The 16,951-nt window shown below is 32.2% G+C and carries 16 protein-coding genes; 12 read left to right on the top strand and 4 right to left on the bottom strand.

Features of this window, described 5'->3' with window-relative positions; all coding sequences use genetic code 11:
* The first annotated feature begins 4 nt into the window (after positions 1 to 4).
* Complete coding sequence (locus ACY191_RS11315; RefSeq protein WP_107593284.1) at positions 5 to 1,669, top strand: peptide ABC transporter substrate-binding protein; 1,665 nt, start codon at positions 5 to 7, stop codon at positions 1,667 to 1,669.
* A gap of 101 nt (positions 1,670 to 1,770) precedes the next feature.
* Here the strand turns inward: ACY191_RS11315 and trpS are convergent, their stop codons facing one another.
* The gene (gene trpS, locus ACY191_RS11310) at positions 1,771 to 2,763 is read right to left on the bottom strand and encodes a tryptophan--tRNA ligase (RefSeq protein ID WP_107513061.1); all 993 of its coding nucleotides are present in this window, start codon (positions 2,761 to 2,763) and stop codon (positions 1,771 to 1,773) included.
* A gap of 303 nt (positions 2,764 to 3,066) precedes the next feature.
* Here trpS and spxA point away from each other — a divergent pair, with 303 nt between their 5' ends.
* The 5 genes from spxA to ACY191_RS11285 all read left to right on the top strand — a co-directional run bounded on the left by spxA (position 3,067) and on the right by ACY191_RS11285 (position 8,404).
* On the top strand, positions 3,067 to 3,462 hold the full coding sequence (gene spxA / locus ACY191_RS11305) for a transcriptional regulator SpxA (RefSeq protein ID WP_040030144.1): 396 nt from the start codon (positions 3,067 to 3,069) through the stop codon (positions 3,460 to 3,462).
* 303 nt (positions 3,463 to 3,765) lie between these two features.
* On the top strand, positions 3,766 to 4,488 hold the full coding sequence (mecA, locus tag ACY191_RS11300; RefSeq protein WP_042739812.1) for an adaptor protein MecA: 723 nt from the start codon (positions 3,766 to 3,768) through the stop codon (positions 4,486 to 4,488).
* Between the two features lie 126 nt (positions 4,489 to 4,614).
* On the top strand, positions 4,615 to 5,610 hold the full coding sequence (locus tag ACY191_RS11295) for a competence protein CoiA (protein WP_229367091.1): 996 nt from the start codon (positions 4,615 to 4,617) through the stop codon (positions 5,608 to 5,610).
* Between the two features lie 49 nt (positions 5,611 to 5,659).
* Positions 5,660 to 7,468: an oligoendopeptidase F gene (gene pepF / locus ACY191_RS11290; RefSeq protein WP_229367092.1), complete on the top strand. Its 1,809-nt coding sequence runs from the start codon at positions 5,660 to 5,662 to the stop codon at positions 7,466 to 7,468.
* Between the two features lie 321 nt (positions 7,469 to 7,789).
* Positions 7,790 to 8,404, top strand: coding sequence for an NAD(P)-dependent oxidoreductase (locus ACY191_RS11285; protein WP_229367093.1), 615 nt, complete (start codon positions 7,790 to 7,792; stop codon positions 8,402 to 8,404).
* Positions 8,405 to 8,964: 560 nt separating this feature from the next.
* On the opposite strand, the gene yjbH is transcribed toward ACY191_RS11285, so the two are convergent.
* The 3 genes from yjbH to ACY191_RS11270 all read right to left on the bottom strand — a co-directional run bounded on the left by yjbH (position 8,965) and on the right by ACY191_RS11270 (position 10,814).
* Positions 8,965 to 9,753 (bottom strand): protease adaptor protein YjbH, encoded by a 789-nt coding sequence (gene yjbH / locus ACY191_RS11280; protein WP_042739816.1) that lies wholly within the window; start codon positions 9,751 to 9,753, stop codon positions 8,965 to 8,967.
* A gap of 17 nt (positions 9,754 to 9,770) precedes the next feature.
* Positions 9,771 to 10,142, bottom strand: a complete 372-nt coding sequence (locus ACY191_RS11275; RefSeq protein ID WP_229367094.1) for a globin domain-containing protein — start codon at positions 10,140 to 10,142, stop codon at positions 9,771 to 9,773.
* A gap of 87 nt (positions 10,143 to 10,229) precedes the next feature.
* Positions 10,230 to 10,814 (bottom strand): CYTH domain-containing protein, encoded by a 585-nt coding sequence (locus ACY191_RS11270; RefSeq protein ID WP_229367095.1) that lies wholly within the window; start codon positions 10,812 to 10,814, stop codon positions 10,230 to 10,232.
* Positions 10,815 to 11,004: 190 nt separating this feature from the next.
* On the opposite strand from ACY191_RS11270, the gene ACY191_RS11265 reads away from it, so the two are divergent.
* Genes ACY191_RS11265 through ACY191_RS11240 form a run of 6 tightly spaced genes read left to right on the top strand, consistent with a single transcriptional unit; the run spans position 11,005 to position 16,948 of the window.
* Complete coding sequence (locus ACY191_RS11265) at positions 11,005 to 11,352, top strand: UPF0738 family protein (RefSeq protein WP_107512666.1); 348 nt, start codon at positions 11,005 to 11,007, stop codon at positions 11,350 to 11,352.
* A gap of 16 nt (positions 11,353 to 11,368) precedes the next feature.
* A complete protein-coding gene (locus ACY191_RS11260; RefSeq protein ID WP_042739820.1) occupies positions 11,369 to 12,004 on the top strand; it encodes a GTP diphosphokinase in 636 nt (211 codons plus the stop codon).
* Between the two features lie 12 nt (positions 12,005 to 12,016).
* On the top strand, positions 12,017 to 12,826 hold the full coding sequence (locus tag ACY191_RS11255; protein ID WP_042739821.1) for an NAD kinase: 810 nt from the start codon (positions 12,017 to 12,019) through the stop codon (positions 12,824 to 12,826).
* A complete protein-coding gene (locus tag ACY191_RS11250; RefSeq protein ID WP_229367096.1) occupies positions 12,826 to 13,680 on the top strand; it encodes an RluA family pseudouridine synthase in 855 nt (284 codons plus the stop codon). Before ACY191_RS11255 ends, ACY191_RS11250 begins: the two co-directional genes overlap by 1 nt.
* A 25-nt stretch (positions 13,681 to 13,705) precedes the next feature.
* Positions 13,706 to 15,091 carry a magnesium transporter gene (mgtE, locus tag ACY191_RS11245; RefSeq protein ID WP_042739823.1) on the top strand — a complete coding sequence of 462 codons (1,386 nt, stop codon included), beginning with the start codon at positions 13,706 to 13,708 and terminating at the stop codon, positions 15,089 to 15,091.
* 9 nt (positions 15,092 to 15,100) lie between these two features.
* Complete coding sequence (locus ACY191_RS11240; RefSeq protein WP_107590013.1) at positions 15,101 to 16,948, top strand: monovalent cation:proton antiporter family protein; 1,848 nt, start codon at positions 15,101 to 15,103, stop codon at positions 16,946 to 16,948.
* The last annotated feature ends 3 nt before the right edge of the window (positions 16,949 to 16,951 follow it).

The raw sequence follows: 16,951 nt of genomic DNA, 5'->3' as shown, positions 1-16,951 counted from the left end.
ACATATGAATTTTAAATATTTTAAAGTAATAGCCATGTTAGTTGTTGCATCTTTAATTTTATCTGCATGTGGCAATAGTAGTGGCAGCACATATAATGGCGATGGTCAGGTTTTACGTAAAGTCCTACCTCAAGATATGACCACATTTGATTCAGCGCATGCAACTGATAATATTACATTTGATATGTATAACCAAGTATATGAGGGACTTTATACATTAGATGGTAAAGATCAAGCCAAACCAGCACTTGCAGATGGGAAACCCAAAGTAAGTAATGGTGGGAAAACTCTAGAAATAAATATAAGAAAAAATGCAAAATGGTCTAATGGAGACCCTGTTACCGCAAATGACTTTGTTTATGCATGGAAAAGAGTGTTAAATCCAAAAACAGCTTCTGAATATGCCTATATTATGTATGACATAAAAAATGCTGAAGATATCAATATGGGGAAAAAGAAACCAGATACATTAGGTGTTACGGCAATTAATAAACATAAAATAAAAATTGAACTTACTAAACCAATTCCATATATTAAAGAATTACTTGCATTCGGAACTTTTATGCCAGTAAATCCAAAAATTGTAAAAAAATATGGTGAAAGATATGGAACTACACCAGACAAAACTGTATTTAATGGTCCTTTTAAAGTGACAAATTGGTCACCTGAAGACAAAATTCAACTAGTTAAAAATAATAAATATTGGGATAAGAAAGTCGTTAAATTAGATAAAGTAAACTTTAAAATACTAAAAGATAGTCAATCAGGCGCATCATTATATGATACGGGGTCTGTAGATGATACCATTATTACTTCAGAACAAGTTGATAAATATAAAGATAGTCCTGCTTTAAATAAACGATTATTAGCATTTACTTATTTTATTAAAATGAATGAAAAAACAGTTCCTGCCTTTAAAAATCAAGATTTTAGATTAGCAGTAGCGAAAGCAATTAATAAAAAAGAATATGTTAACGATGTATTAAATAATGGCTCAACGGTAATGGATAAATTTACCGCTAAAGATACTTTCTTATCACCTAATGGTGAAGATTATACTAAAGGTGTACATTCGCCATTGAAATATAATCCAAAAGAGGCTAAGAAGCATTTAGATAAAGCTAAAAAAGCTTTAGGTCAAGATAAAATCGCATTTACATTAAATACAAATGAAACACCAGCTGATAAAGTGGGAGCACAATATTTGAAAAATCAAATTCAAACTAATTTACCCGGGGTAACTGTAAATATTAAATCAATGCCAGGTAAACAAAGAATTAGTTCTGAATTATCAGGTAATTATGAAAGTTCCCTTTCTGGTTGGGGTCCTGACTATGCCGATCCTCTAACTTTCCTTAATATCATGACAACAGGAAATTCACAAAACAATACTGATTGGGGAAGTAAGAAATATGATAATGCGATTAAAGAAACAAATGGTTCGCTGTTAAAACAAAAAGATAAAAGAGATCAAACACTTAAAGAAACAGAGGAATATATGCTAAAACAAGCACCAATAGCTCCTGTATTCCAAAAAGGGGAAGCACACTTAACAAATCCTCAAGTTAAAGGTGTTATTTATCACAAAATCGGTGGAGATACCAACTTAAAATATGCCTATATAGACAAATCCATCGATAGAGAAACTGGAAAAAAGAAAGATAAATAAATTTAATGACCTAACCTTTATTCAAGGTTAGGTCGTTTTTGAAACTGAAAAAAAACTGTCAACAAACAATAATGTTTGTTAACAGTTTTTATAAATAATATTTATCTTTTGCGTCCAAGACCCATAGCTTTTTCCATTTTTTTCAATGTTTTAAATGAAACTTTTTGAGCTTTGTCGCGACCTTTATCTAAAATATCATCTAACTCTGAAGAATTGAAGTAGCCTTCGTATTTTTCTTGGAAGTCTGTTAAGAATGTTTTAACGATTTCAGCAAGGTCTGTTTTAAATACACCATAATTAGAATCTTTATATTTTTCAACGAGTGCATCTATTGATTCGTCAGTTAAGCTTGAATAAATAGATAATAAGTTTGAGATACCTGGTTTATTTTCTCTATCGAATTTAATAACGCCATCAGAATCAGTTACAGCACTTTTTATTTTCTTAGCTGCCACGTTTGGTTCATCTAATAATGAGATAAAGTTTTTTTGATTGTCATCGCTTTTACTCATTTTTTTAGTAGGATCTTGTAAACTCATCACACGTCCGCCAACTTTTGGCATTCTTATTTCTGGTTTCACTAAAATATCATTATAACGTGAATTGAAACGATCAACTAAGTTACGAGTTAACTCTAAATGTTGCTTCTGATCATCTCCTACTGGAACGATATTTGTATTGTAAATCACGATGTCTGCTGCCATTAAAGGAGGATATGTTAGTAATCCTGCTGGAACACCTTCAGATGATTGTTTCGCTGATTTATCTTTGAACTGTGTCATGCGTTCTAATTCGCCAATTGAAGATATCGTCGTTAACATCCAACTTGCTTGAACGTGTGCAGGAACCTCAGATTGTATAAATAATGTAGATTTATCTGGGTCTATGCCTGCTGCTAAATATATTGCTGCAAGTTGTCGTGTTTGTTTACGCAATTTTAAGCGGTCTTGTGGCATTGTGATTGCGTGTTGATCGACGATGCAAAAGAAACAATCGTAATCGTCTTGGACTTCACGAAATTGTTTCAATGCACCAATGTAATTACCAAGTGTTGGAATTCCGCTTGGCTGGATACCTGAAAATAATGTTTCCATTTTATGATGCCTACTTTCTAAATTATTATTTTATGCATATTACGTATAGTATAACAGTATTTCTTTCATTTGTAAGTTATGTTAGACTAAACATATATCAATATTTTTAACAAAAAATTGAACAAGAATTGCTTAGTTATGAAAAAAATTTTAAATAATTAAGAAATTCTCATTTAATTTTAATGTTAGAAGGGTATACTGTGTATTGTAAGGTTAGGAAGAGGAAGATACTTAGTATTTCTTAATCATATAAATAATGAAATCAAATGAATTTTATTCATGAAAAATAGGAGAGTGAGATGTATGGTAACATTATTTACTTCACCAAGTTGCACATCTTGCCGTAAAGCGAAAGCATGGTTACAAGAACATGACATTCCGTATACGGAGCGTAACATTTTTTCAGAACACTTAACAATTGACGAAATCAAACAAATTTTAAAAATGACTGAAGATGGAACAGACGAAATCATTTCTACACGTTCTAAGACTTATCAAAAATTAAATGTAGATATTGATGCATTACCACTTCAAGACTTATATTCTATTATACAAGACAATCCAGGTTTATTACGCCGTCCAATCATTTTAGATGACAAGCGTTTACAAGTTGGATATAACGAAGATGAAATTAGACGTTTTTTACCTAGAAAAGTGCGTACGTTCCAATTACAAGAAGCGCAACGTATGGTTGACTAATCAACACATAACAAATCAAAGATTGAGCCATAAAGTAGCATTGCATAGTGTTGCTTTATGGTTTCTTTTTTGTACCATAACAGATAACTACCGTACTAGGTCAACTCATCTGATTTTCAATTGTTTTATGCGTTATAATTATAGTTTAAAGCGTGCTGTTTTTTTGGCTTATGTCAGGGTATATGTTAATATAAGTAACCGGATAGAAAAAGGTGAAATTTAATCAAACAAAAGAATTGTAATTTTTTATATATTCTAATACAATAATGAGTACTATTCATCGACTGTAAGGAGTGAGATGATATGAGAATAGAGCGAGTTGACGATACTACTGTTAAATTATTTATAACATATAGTGATATTGAAGCAAGAGGATTTAAGCGTGAAGATTTATGGACAAATCGTAAGCGTGGGGAAGAATTCTTTTGGAATATGATGGAAGAAATAAATGAAGAAGAAGATTTTGTCGTTGAAGGCCCACTTTGGATTCAAGTGCATGCGTTTGAAAAGGGCGTAGAAGTTACAATTTCTAAATCTAAGAATGAAGACTTGGTTAATATGTCAGATGACGATGATGAAAATGAACAATTTGATTATCAAGTTAATGAATTATTATCACAAACATTTGAACAAGATGATAGCTTAGAAGAGCTATTCGATCAAAGACAACAACAAAAGACTAATGAGCAACCTAAAGGTCGTAAAGAACGCAAACCACAAGATGTTCGCACTGTTATTGTTAAGTTTGATGATTTAGAAGAAGTAATCGAATTTGCTTACCATAATGATCCTAAGACAGACGAATTTGAAGATTTATTATATAGTTTTAACAATGTTTATTACTATGCTGTTCATTTTGATGCAACAGTGGATCAAGAAACAATTAATGATAGTTATAGTCAATTACTTGAATTCGCATATCCAACAGATAAGACAGAAGTTTATCTAAATGACTATGCAAAAATTATTATGAGCCATAATGTTGCAGCACAAGTTCGTCGATATTTCCCAAGCACATCAGAATAAAGCAAGCTTTAATGAAAGCATCAATAGATAGACCTATCGAAGTATTACTTTGATAGGTTTTTTTAATTTTTTATATAAAAAGAGTAATAATCCTTTCTGCAACGTGTATATTTATGAGGTGAGAAAATGATATATGCAATTGATCAATTACACCAACTCATTGATGCACGTAGGGCCAATAGACAGATTACTTATTGGTGTCCACATTGTTCGCGTAAAGTGTATTTGCGCAACGGGACAAAAAAGATTGCACATTTCGCACATTATAAACAGGCTGACGCGTATTGTAATAAAGGTGAAGGTGCTGAACATTACTTATTAAAATATAAATTAGCAGAATATTATAAAGTTCACGGATATGCGGTAAGTATTGAACCTTATATTAAATCAGCATTGCAGTATCCTGATATTGTAGTTGAACAAAGATATGCCATTGAAATTCAATTTTCTCAAATTAATTGTGATTTCGTGTTGAAAAGAACAAATGGTCTAACATTAAATAATTTAAATGTAATATGGATTATAAAGAATCCTAATTATAATAAACGTAAATATTTATTGTTCTTGACTCGTTTTCAACGGGCATTTATTAATCCACGTAATAGAACATTGTTTGCTTGGGACTGGGTAAATCAGAAACTATTGTTGTATTATAATATTCAATTTTTAGGTGGTAAGTCATTTAGGGCGCAATGTAAGGTGATTTCGCCAGTTGAAATTATTTTAACAAATCAAATTTCAGAAGATATAAAGTTATATAAGTTGAGCTATAGCAAAGTAAAGCAATACATAAACCAGTGTCAGCATCGTCACTCAGTGTTAGAACCAACATTAAGCGTCATTTACAATTTAAGATTACAAATCAATGATGTGTGTAATTGCTTTGGTTTGATATTGAAGGAGCAGTTATTTATTCAATCACATCCAGTTTATTGGCAGTTACAACTGTATTATTTATTCTATACAGGGACTTATACTTTAGACAGCTTTAAAGAATTACTCAAATTTAATACATTTTATTTAAATGATATGAATCAAACAGAGATTGTACAATCAATTGTAAATCAATTTAAATTATATTATCGTATTTTCAATTGTAATAACGTGCAAAAAAACCGCTGAAATGAGAAAATTAAAGATAAGGAATTATATAGGAGGTTTACAGCATATTATGAGTCAACAATTAACAAGAGAAGAACAAGAACGTAAATATCCAGAATATACATGGGATTTATCAACTATATTTGAAAATGACGAAGCATTTGAAGCTGCCTTTAAGGAAGTAGAAGGTGAATTAGGTAAAGAGGAACAGTTTAAAGGACACTTAGGTGATAGTTCTGAAAAGCTATACCATGCCTTAGCTTTAGAAGATGAACTTGGTTCTAAACTTGAAAAAATTTATGTTTATGCGCATCTAAAGCAGGATCAAGATACAGCAAATGATAAATATAAAGGACTTGAATCACGTGCATATCAACTGATTATCAAATTTAGTTCTAGTTGGAGCTTTTTAATACCTGAAATTTTACAAATTGACGAATCTACCATTCAAGAATTTGTAGATTCAAATGAAGCATTGAAACGATATGCATTTGATCTTAAATTGATTAACGAAAAGCGTCCACATGTATTGAGTGCAGATAAGGAAAAATTATTAACAGAAGCACAAGATGCCTTATCTACTGCGGATAATGTTTATGGTATGTTTAGCAATGCAGATTTAGAGTTTGAAGATGCAATTGATAAAGACGATAATGCACATTCATTAACACAAGGCACATTTATTAAATGTTTAGAATCAGATGACCGTGTATTACGTAAATCGGCATTTGAAAATTTATATAAAGCATACGGTGCATTTAATAATACATTAGGTTCAACATTAGCTGGTGAAGTTAAGAAAAATGTATTTAACGCAAGATCACACAATTATAAAAGTGCTCGTGAAGCAGCACTAAGTTCTAATCATATACCAGAAACTGTTTATGATAACCTTATTAAAACAGTTCATGATTATTTACCATTACTACATCGTTACACAGAGTTACGTAAGTCACTATTGGGATTAGATGATATGAAAATGTATGATTTATATACACCATTAGTTAAAGATGTAAAATTTGAAATGCCATACGAAGAAGCAAAAGATTGGATGATTAAGGCACTACAACCAATGGGTGAAGAGTATATGAAGGTCGTCGAAGAAGGCTTGAATAATCGTTGGGTAGATGTATTTGAGAATAAAGGTAAACGCTCTGGTGGCTATTCATCTGGTGCGCATTTAACAAACCCATTTATCTTATTAAATTGGTCTGATACAGTATCTGATTTATATACATTAGTACATGAATTTGGCCATTCTGCACATAGTTATTTCAGTAGAAAGCACCAACCTTCAAATTCAAGTGATTACACTATCTTTGTGGCTGAGGTTGCATCTACATGTAATGAAGCTCTATTAAGTCATTATATGGATCAACATTTAGATGATGATAGACGTTTGTTATTACTAAATCAAGAATTAGAACGCTTTAGAGCAACATTATTCAGACAAACAATGTTTGCAGAATTTGAACATAAGATTCACCAAATTGAAGAAGCAGGTGAACCATTAACTGCTAATAGAATGAATGAAGAATATGCTAAATTAAATAAGCAATATTTCGGTGATTCTGTTGAAACGGATGAAAACATTAGCAAAGAATGGTCTAGAATTCCTCACTTCTATATGAATTATTATGTTTATCAATATGCTACAGGTTATAGTGCAGCACAAAGTTTGAGTCATCAAATTTTGACTGAAGGTCAACCAGCTGTAGAACGTTATATTAATGAATTCTTGAAAAAAGGTAGTTCAAATTATCCTATTGAAATATTAAAAAATGCTGGTGTGGACATGACAACTCCTGAACCAATTGAGCAAGCATGTAAAGTATTTGAAGAGAAATTGGATGCATTTGAAAAGCTTATGAAAGCTTAGTATGAATGAATTCGTTTTCAATATGACAAGTTTGTGACAAAGTGCATTTATTTAATTTAAATGCTTGAAAGGGTCATTTGACCGTGTTATATTATAAACATGAAATTAATCACATAACAAACATACCCCTTTGTTTGAAGTGAAAAAATTTCTCCCATCCCCTTTGTTTAGCGCCGTGTAATCAGACACGGCGTTTTTTTTATGCTCTTTTTTAAATAATATCTCACTTGTATTTCACAGGAACATATATTTGACATCATAAAGAGAAGTAACTATAATTAACTTGTATCTAAAATTAATACATGTAGGAGTTGGTTAATTATGAAAATAGCAGTCGTAGCAGCGAATGGTAAAGCAGGTAAATTAATAACAAATGAAGCGGTAGAAAGAGGGCTTGACGTAACAGCCATAGTGCGTAGTGAAAATAAAACAAAAGCCACACAAGTCATTCAAAAAGATTTATTCGATTTAACAAAAGAGGATATTGCAGAATTTGATATAATTATTGATGCATTTGGTCAACCAGATCAGGATAAATTGGATCAGCATAGTAAATCATTAGCATTATTAAGTGACTTAGTGAGTCATAGTGACCAACGTTTGTTGATTATTGGAGGAGCAGGAAGTTTATTTGTGGATGAAGCACACACTATGCGATTAGTAGATTCACCTGATTTCCCAGAAATGTTTAAGAAAACTGCATTGGCACAAACTAAAACATTAAATGAAATACAAGAACGCAATGACGTATTATGGACATTTATTAGCCCAGCACCTGATTTTCAAGTTGATGGTGAAAGAACTGGTGAATATCAAATTAGTGATGATGAAGTAATTGGTACTAGTGTAAGTTATGCTGATTATGCAATTGCAATGGTTGATGAGGCAATAGAAGGTAATCATATTCAAAAAAGATTCGCTGTATTTAGTAAGTAGTAATCAAAATAACTTGCTTTAGCAGTAGTTGTAAGTAAATATTTAATTAAAGTTAGTAATATAAATAGTTTCATCTTGAGTAATATTAGAAAATGCAATCCCATAGGTATTGTATATAAATGGTAATAATAGTTATCTAATTATACGTTGCGTAATAATTTATAACAAAAATAGAGTGTTTATGACATCAAATAGAATCATACAAAAGAAAGCTAATCCTTGAAGGATTAGCTCTTTTTTTGTATATAAATTCATGAATTCTGGCTGAGTATTTGAGTGCATTCTATAATGTTTTAGAGTTGTATATTGGCGAGACACCTGTTGAAGTTATGCCAGTCGATGACAAAGGCTGAGACAGCATGCTTAGAAAACGAGTCAATCATGCTAAAGTATTGAAAATAGCTATTCATATAAATTGAATCCATGCATCTAAGTACTAGTTATGTTGAATTTAAGGGACTTAAGTTCTATAACAAAAAATAGCTATGAAAATATCTATCATAATAGATTTCTTCATAGCTAAGTTTAATATGTTTTTTATCAAACATAAAAAGCGTGTTTCAAATTTTTGATCTCCAAAATTTACCTTCTGGAGATTGCAATTTTTCAATTTTTTGTTGCAATGCTAATTTTTTAAGTTCTTTATTCATCAGTTTTTCAGGCCACTCATAAATAGTTAATAATTCCTCTTTAGTTACTAATTGTTGTTGTTTGATGTAATCTTCTAAACTTGGTGGTAATTCTTTTTCAATTGTAGTACCAATGAGTTCATTTATGATATACGTATAAATGTGATACGGATATAGACCTTCAACTTTCAAACCTTCTTCATGTACATCTTCATTAAAGAATACAAGAGTAGGCGCTTCTTCGATATCCATTTCTCTAGCAATATGCAAATCAACTTGTAAGCTTTCTTTAAGACAACTATTGTGTAAGTCTTCCTTGAATACCTCATAGTCGAGGCCGGCATTGGTAATGCAATTATTAACCATAGATTCTGTGATGATGTCTCGCTTAGGGATGATTTCATTTTGTACAAGATGAATAAAGCGTTCTGCACGTAATCTACCTTGTAATTCGGCAGCTTTATAAGATAGTGCAATATTGTCTAAGTCTGATGTACTTTGTGCTTGGCACTTTGTCAAAACACGTAATGAAGGGTTAAGTATATGCCTAATGCTGACATATTGCTTATATTCAATTCTCAGTTTTGAGAGTATTGCAGATAGTTTAAAACATTCTTTACTAAATGGATCGAAAAATGAATAAATTTCTATTTTACTCACAGGTGAAAGATTTGCATCTTCACGACTATTAGCATGTATCAATTTTAGTTCTTCAGTCATGTTTTTTTCACCTACAATTAAATTTCGGAATTTACCATATGGTTTGCTGTTAAACGTAATCTTTCAAATAAATAATCTCCGACACCTGCTGGCAATTGTGCATGTTGTATTGCACTATACATATTTTTGAGCCAAGCGTCACGTTCATAATTTGAAATTTTAAAATCTAAATGACGTCTTTTTAACATAGGGTGACCATGTTCTTCTGAATATAATGGCGGTCCACCTAAAAACTGCGTCAAAAACTGCTTTTGCTTTCGACTTGTTTCACTAAAATCTCCCGGAAAAAGATGGTTAATCCTATCATCCTTTTCTACGAGTGAATAAAAGTAATCAATCATGTTATATAAGGCATCTTGTCCTATAATTTCATAAGGTGTTTGCGTCATATTATCACCATGTTCTCTTAATATAATACTAATATAACATGAATATTTACATTTGGAAGTAATTCGACTTTTAGGCAATTGTGTTGACTATTTTTCGTTGAGTTTTGCTTTGCGTGAGAAGAATCTTTGGACTTTATTATCAGGTGTTTGGTGTTGGATATTGAATTGTTCTAACAATGATTTGAAGTTCTGTAGTCCTTGATTATAATCGCTCACTTCATATTCCAATTCATAATCCTCTTGGTCTAAATAGCTACTGTGATCAAGTACAAGTAAATTATCTGACACCTTACTTTCAACACGATTCGTTGTAAGTGCTCCTAAGATAGTTAATTCATCTAATGTTATATCCATCTGTTTAAGTTGCTCTATAATGTCTGGTGGTATTGTATCTGGAGTTATAACTTTATCTAGCTGTGGGACAATAGAGGTCTCAAAGTTATACTCCATTAAACCAACTTCTGCTGGGACCTTTAAAGTCATTTCATTATAATCGGCTTTAACACGAATTCTTAAGGCAGATTTATGTGCTTTTAATTGGAAATCTGGGGTATCAATATAATAATTCGTTTGGCTAAAAGGAATAATTCCTTTAAAATACGTGTCGTAAATTTGTTGATATTCTGTTTGCGACAAAAGTTGTTTAAATTCAATTTCATTATTCGTTGACAATATATACACTCCTAAGTTTAGGCAATTAATGTATTAATTTTAAACTACAGAGCGAATAATTTAAATTGAAGTGCATTATTTTGAAAAATAATTTAATAGCGAACATCGGTTGATGATATTTGAGTAGTCATGTAACGTGTTATGTAACTTCAAATTATGTTAAAATAGTGGGGAATAAGGAGGAACAAGCATGCGTATATATGTAAATGAGATTAAAGTAACAGAGGATAGTATAAATTGTTATACAGAAGCGTCAACAGAAGGTTTACAGGAAGCTGGACAAATGCTTGTTGACAGTGATAATTATAGTTTTGCGTATATTTTAGATGATGGGCAATCGTATTCCTATCTAATCTTTGTACAAGAAACTTGGTCGATGTTACATGAAAATAAGGGTAAAAAGATTATAGTTAATGATGATTTAGAATTAGAACATTTCGAAAGAGAATTCAATTACATATTGGATAATATCCAAGGTAATTCAAATTATGGTAAGGAGTTTGTTTCCGTTGTTGAAGAGACTTTCGAATTAGAGTGAAGCGGAGTGAGGCACAATGAATCAATGGGATCAATTTTTGTCGCCCTATAAACAAGCAGTCGATGAATTGAAAGTGAAACTAAAGGGCCTTAGAAAACAATATGAGGTTGATGATAATGCATCGCCAATTGAATTTGTCACAGGTAGAGTCAAACCAATGACAAGTATCATTGATAAAGCAAATAAACGTGGCATTCCTTTTGATCGATTGCATGAGGAAATGTATGACATTGCTGGTTTGCGCTTAATGTGCCAATTTGTCGATGACATTGATGTCGTAGTCAATTTATTGAGACAACGACAAGACTTTAAAGTCGTAGAAGAGCGTGATTACATTAGTAATACAAAGCAAAGTGGTTATCGTTCATTTCATGTCATAATTGAATATCCGATTGAAACTTTACAAGGGGAGAAAAAGATTTTAGCGGAAATTCAAATTAGAACATTGGCGATGAATTTTTGGGCAACGATAGAACATACCTTGCGTTATAAATATGATGGTGATTATCCACCTGAAATCCAACATCGATTAGAGAGAGCAGCCGAGGCAGCATTTTTACTAGATGAAGAAATGTCAGAAATCAAAGAAGAAATTCAAGAAGCGCAAAAATATTATTCTAAAAAGCGCGCAAAAAAGCAAAATGATAACTAGAGAGGTGCAATCTTGCGATATACAATTTTATCTAAAGGTGATTCGAAATCAAATGCATTAAAGCATAAAATGATTAATCATATGAAAGATTTCCAAATGGTTGAAGATCCAGATAATCCTGAAATTGTTATTTCAGTTGGTGGTGATGGGACTTTACTTCAAGCATTCCATCAATATAGCCATATGTTGTCTCGATGTGCCTTTGTCGGTGTACATACTGGACATTTAGGCTTTTACGCTGATTGGCTTCCTCACGAGGTTGAAAAGTTAATCATAGAAATAAACAATTCTGAATTCCAAGTGATAGAATATCCATTGCTCGAGATTATCGTACGTTATAATGATAACGGATATGAAACACGTTATTTAGCATTGAATGAAGCAACGATGAAGACTGAAAATGGCTCTACTTTAGTTGTAGACGTTAATATACGTGGTAATCAATTTGAACGCTTTAGAGGTGATGGTTTATGTGTGTCAACGCCATCAGGTTCAACAGCTTATAACAAAGCTTTAGGTGGTGCATTAATCCACCCATCATTAGAAGCAATGCAAATTGCCGAAATTGCTTCTATTAACAATAGAGTGTTTAGAACAGTAGGTTCACCTTTAGTATTGCCAAAGCATCATACTTGTTTAATTACACCAGTTAATCACGATACAATATTGACGTCTATTGATCATGTGAGTATCAAACATAAAAATGTAAATGCAATACAATTTCGAGTTGCTAATGAAAAGGTAAGATTTGCAAGATTTAGACCTTTCCCATTCTGGAAAAGGGTTCATGATTCATTTATTTCTAGTGGAGAAGATGAATAATGGAATTTAACTTTCATATTCGTCATCACGAAACAGTTAAAGCTTTTTTACAAAATAATGATTTTTCAAAGAAAAGTATAAGCGCCATTAAACGTAATGGCGCTTTATTAGTTAATGGACAACTAGTAACCGTTAGACACAAACTCTTGGAAGGTGATAGCTTATGCATTCAATTACCCAAAGAGCAACCTAGTGCTAATTTAGTGCCTTATGATAAAGCACTTACTGTTTTGTATGAAGACGAATATTTGCTTATTATATCTAAACCAACAGAGCAAAATTGTGCGCCTTCTAGAGACCATAAACATAAAAGTTTGGTAGAACAAGTGTTGAGCTATTTTCAACAACATTCCCTCGAGTTAACACCACATATAGTCACACGTTTAGACCGAAATACCTCAGGCATTGTAATTATTGCTAAACACGGTTATATTCATCATTTAATGTCGCAAACGTCTATAGATAAACGATATATTTGTGTTTGTCATGGGAAAGTGAAACAACAGGGCATGATAGAAGCGCCCATTGCGAGGCACCCAGATAGTATCATTCAACGTCATGTTCATGATTCTGGAAAGTATGCACAAACAATGTTTCAAAGATTAAAGGTTAAATCACAATATAGCTTATGTGAGGTCCAATTGTTAACTGGTAGAACGCACCAAATTCGTGTTCATTTTCAATATATAGGACACCCGTTAGTCGGTGATGATTTGTATGGTGGAAAACAGGATATATATAATCATCAATTATTAGGATGTAAAAAAGTCTCATTTATACATCCAATAACAAACCAAAAAATTGAAGTAATTGATCAATATGACACAATAGAAACAAAATTTAATATGCTATAATTTAATCATTCATGGAGGTGTGAATATGGCAAATGAAAGAGATTCAATCACTTTAGAGGACGAACAGGTATATGATAAAGATTTACTCGATCGATTACTACATGAGAATCAGATTGACGCGTTTAGAGAAGAATTTTTATCAATGCACAACTATGAACAAAGTGAATATTTTGAAGACAGTGATGATGATATTCGTCAACGAATCTATGAAGTATTATCGCCAGAAGAGGTTGCAGATTTCTTCGAACAACTAGAAATTGATGAAGAAGATTATGAAGCATTGTTTGATACGATGGATGCTACATATGCGAGTAAAGTGTTAGAGGATATGTCATATGATAACGCCGTTGATATTATGAACCAATTGTCTAAGCAAAAGGTCGTCAGTTTACTGACATTGATGAATCGTGAGGACGCTAAGGAAATCAAAGCGTTATTACATTATGAAGAAGATACTGCCGGTGGTATCATGACTACCGAGTATATTTCGCTTAAAGCAACAATGCCAGTAAAGGAAGCATTGATGCATGTTAAAGAACAGGCTCCGGATGCTGAAACAATTTACGTTATATTTACTGTCAATGATGATAAACAATTAGCTGGTGTGTTATCACTGAGAGATTTGATTGTTGCAGAAAATGATGCTTATATCGAAGACATTATGAGTGAACGTGTCATTAGTGCTAATGCTGCTGACGACCAAGAGGATGTAGCACAGAAGATGCGAGACTATGACTTTATCGCAATGCCAGTTGTCGACTATCAAGATCATTTGTTAGGGATTATCACTATCGATGATATCTTAGACGTTATGGATGAAGAAGCAAGTGAAGACTACTCTCGTTTAGCCGGTGTATCAGATGTCGATGCGACAAATGATTCTATTTTGAAAACAGCAACGAAACGTTTGCCGTGGTTAATCATCTTGACGTTCTTAGGCATGATTACAGCAACAATATTAGGTTCATTTGAAGATACATTAGCGAAGGTTGCATTACTAGCAGCATTTATTCCTATTATTAGCGGGATGTCAGGGAATTCAGGGACACAATCATTAGCCGTATCAGTACGTAATATTTCAACAGGTGAAATTGATGAGGAAAGTAAATTTAAGGTTGCTTTACGTGAAGCAGGGAGTGGCTTTTTAAGTGGCTTGGTTTGTGCAATATTACTCTGTATTATCATTGTGATTATTTATGGACAACCAATTTTAGCAATAATTGTCGGATCAAGCTTGACAATTGCAATGACAGTAGGTACATTAGTTGGTTCAATGATTCCTTTAGTAATGAATAAATTGAAGATAGATCCAGCCGTTGCTAGTGGACCATTTATAACAACAATTAATGATATTGTTAGTATGTTAATCTATTTTGGATTAGCTACATCATTTATGTCTTATTTAACATAGGGGGGTTATATGGAATTCGTATCACTTGTTGTAGTAGTTTTAGCAGCATTTTTAACACCTATTTTAGTAAATCGACTTAGAATTACATTTATACCCGTCGTCGTTGCAGAAATATTAATGGGTATCGTTATTGGTCACTCATTTTTAAATTTAGTAGAACGTGACGAAATGCTAAATATATTATCAACATTAGGATTTATATTTTTAATGTTTTTAAGTGGATTGGAAATAGATTTTAAAGCTTTTAAAAAGGATAAAAGTGGAGAACAGCAAGAAGAAGGAACACGCAAAAAGAAAGAACCGGGGCATTTACAATTAGCACTTGTAGTATTTATGTTTATCATGATTATTTCAATTGTTTTTGCATACATGTTTAAATGGTTTGGATTGATTGATGATGTCTTATTAATGGTCATCATTATTTCAACGATATCACTTGGCGTGGTAGTTCCAACATTAAAAGAAATGAATATCATGAGAACGACAATTGGACAATTTATTTTGCTCGTTGCAGTCTTAGCAGATTTAGTAACCATGATATTACTTACAGCCTATGGTACCTTACATGCGTCTGGTAGCACTTCACTTTGGTTAATAGGTAGCTTGGTTGTATTTACAATTATCTTTTACTTATTGGGTGGTATCTTTAAGAAGGCCCAATTCTTGCAAAAATTAATGGACGGTACGACACAAATTGGTATACGTGCAGTGTTTGCATTGATCATTATGCTCGTAGCATTAGCAGAAGGTGTTGGCGCAGAAAACATTCTTGGTGCATTTCTTGCAGGTGTCGTCGTATCACTATTAGGACCTGATGAAGATATGGTTGAAAAGCTAGATTCATTTGGTTATGGTTTCTTTATTCCTATATTCTTTATCATGGTCGGGGTTGATTTAAATATCCCAACTTTAATCAAAGAACCGTCATTATTATTAATTATTCCATTTTTAATAATTGCGTTCTTAATTTCTAAGCTGATTCCAGTATTTTATATACGTAGATGGTTTGATATGAAGACGACAATTTCATCTGCCTTCTTACTCACATCTACGTTATCATTGGTTATTGCATCTGCTAAAATTGCAGAACAATTAGGAACAATTTCTCCTGAAATTTCAGGTATTTTAATACTAAGTGCAGTAATTACATGTGTATTTGTGCCAATAGTATTTAAAAAGATGTTCCCAATACCAGATGAAGCGACAAGACAAATTGAAGTGAGCTTAATTGGTAAGAACCAACTGACGATTCCAATTGCTCAAAATTTATCATCACAGCTATATCAAGTTTCGCTTTATTATAGAAACGACCTTAGCGATAAGCGTAAACTATCTGATGCAATATCTATGATAGAAATTGCAGATTATGAGGAAGAATTATTAGAGCGACTAGGTCTATTCTCTCGTAATATCGTTGTTTGTTCGACAAATGATGATGCCATTAACCGTAAAGTCGCATTAATGGCTAAAGCGAAAGGTGTCAAACGTGTAATTTGTCGTCTAGAGTCAAGTTCTGAAGATGAAACATTACAGAAACAAGGTATCGAAGTCTTTAGTAGTTATATGAGTAATAAGATTCTCTTAAAAGGTTTAATTGAAACGCCTAACATGCTTAATCTCTTAAGTAATGTTGAGACATCATTATATGAAATTGCCATGTTAAATCATCAATACGATCAAATTCAATTACGTAATTTCCCATTCGATGGCGATATTATCTTCGTGCGCATTATACGTAACAATGAATCAATTGTTCCACATGGAGATACTCAATTACGTTATAGAGATAGATTAATTGTTACAGGTTCTAAAGAATATGTAGATGAATTGAAACGAGAATTAGAATTATATTACTAATGA

The organism is Staphylococcus sp. TCBT05 (genome assembly GCF_055179755.1).
Note: the sequence above shows the minus strand (reverse complement) of the source record. Positions and strands in the feature narration are given on the sequence as shown.

Coding starts and splice junctions, on each gene's coding strand:
- pepF (WP_229367092.1), top strand. CDS start 5,660: ATGAGTCAACAATTAACAAGAGAAGAACAAGAACGTAAATATCCAGAA.
- spxA (WP_040030144.1), top strand. CDS start 3,067: ATGGTAACATTATTTACTTCACCAAGTTGCACATCTTGCCGTAAAGCG.
- yjbH (WP_042739816.1), bottom strand. CDS start 9,753: ATGACTGAAGAACTAAAATTGATACATGCTAATAGTCGTGAAGATGCA.
- trpS (WP_107513061.1), bottom strand. CDS start 2,763: ATGGAAACATTATTTTCAGGTATCCAGCCAAGCGGAATTCCAACACTT.
- ACY191_RS11285 (WP_229367093.1), top strand. CDS start 7,790: ATGAAAATAGCAGTCGTAGCAGCGAATGGTAAAGCAGGTAAATTAATA.
- ACY191_RS11315 (WP_107593284.1), top strand. CDS start 5: ATGAATTTTAAATATTTTAAAGTAATAGCCATGTTAGTTGTTGCATCT.
- ACY191_RS11240 (WP_107590013.1), top strand. CDS start 15,101: ATGGAATTCGTATCACTTGTTGTAGTAGTTTTAGCAGCATTTTTAACA.
- mecA (WP_042739812.1), top strand. CDS start 3,766: ATGAGAATAGAGCGAGTTGACGATACTACTGTTAAATTATTTATAACA.
- ACY191_RS11265 (WP_107512666.1), top strand. CDS start 11,005: ATGCGTATATATGTAAATGAGATTAAAGTAACAGAGGATAGTATAAAT.
- mgtE (WP_042739823.1), top strand. CDS start 13,706: ATGGCAAATGAAAGAGATTCAATCACTTTAGAGGACGAACAGGTATAT.
- ACY191_RS11275 (WP_229367094.1), bottom strand. CDS start 10,142: ATGACGCAAACACCTTATGAAATTATAGGACAAGATGCCTTATATAAC.
- ACY191_RS11260 (WP_042739820.1), top strand. CDS start 11,369: ATGAATCAATGGGATCAATTTTTGTCGCCCTATAAACAAGCAGTCGAT.
- ACY191_RS11250 (WP_229367096.1), top strand. CDS start 12,826: ATGGAATTTAACTTTCATATTCGTCATCACGAAACAGTTAAAGCTTTT.
- ACY191_RS11295 (WP_229367091.1), top strand. CDS start 4,615: ATGATATATGCAATTGATCAATTACACCAACTCATTGATGCACGTAGG.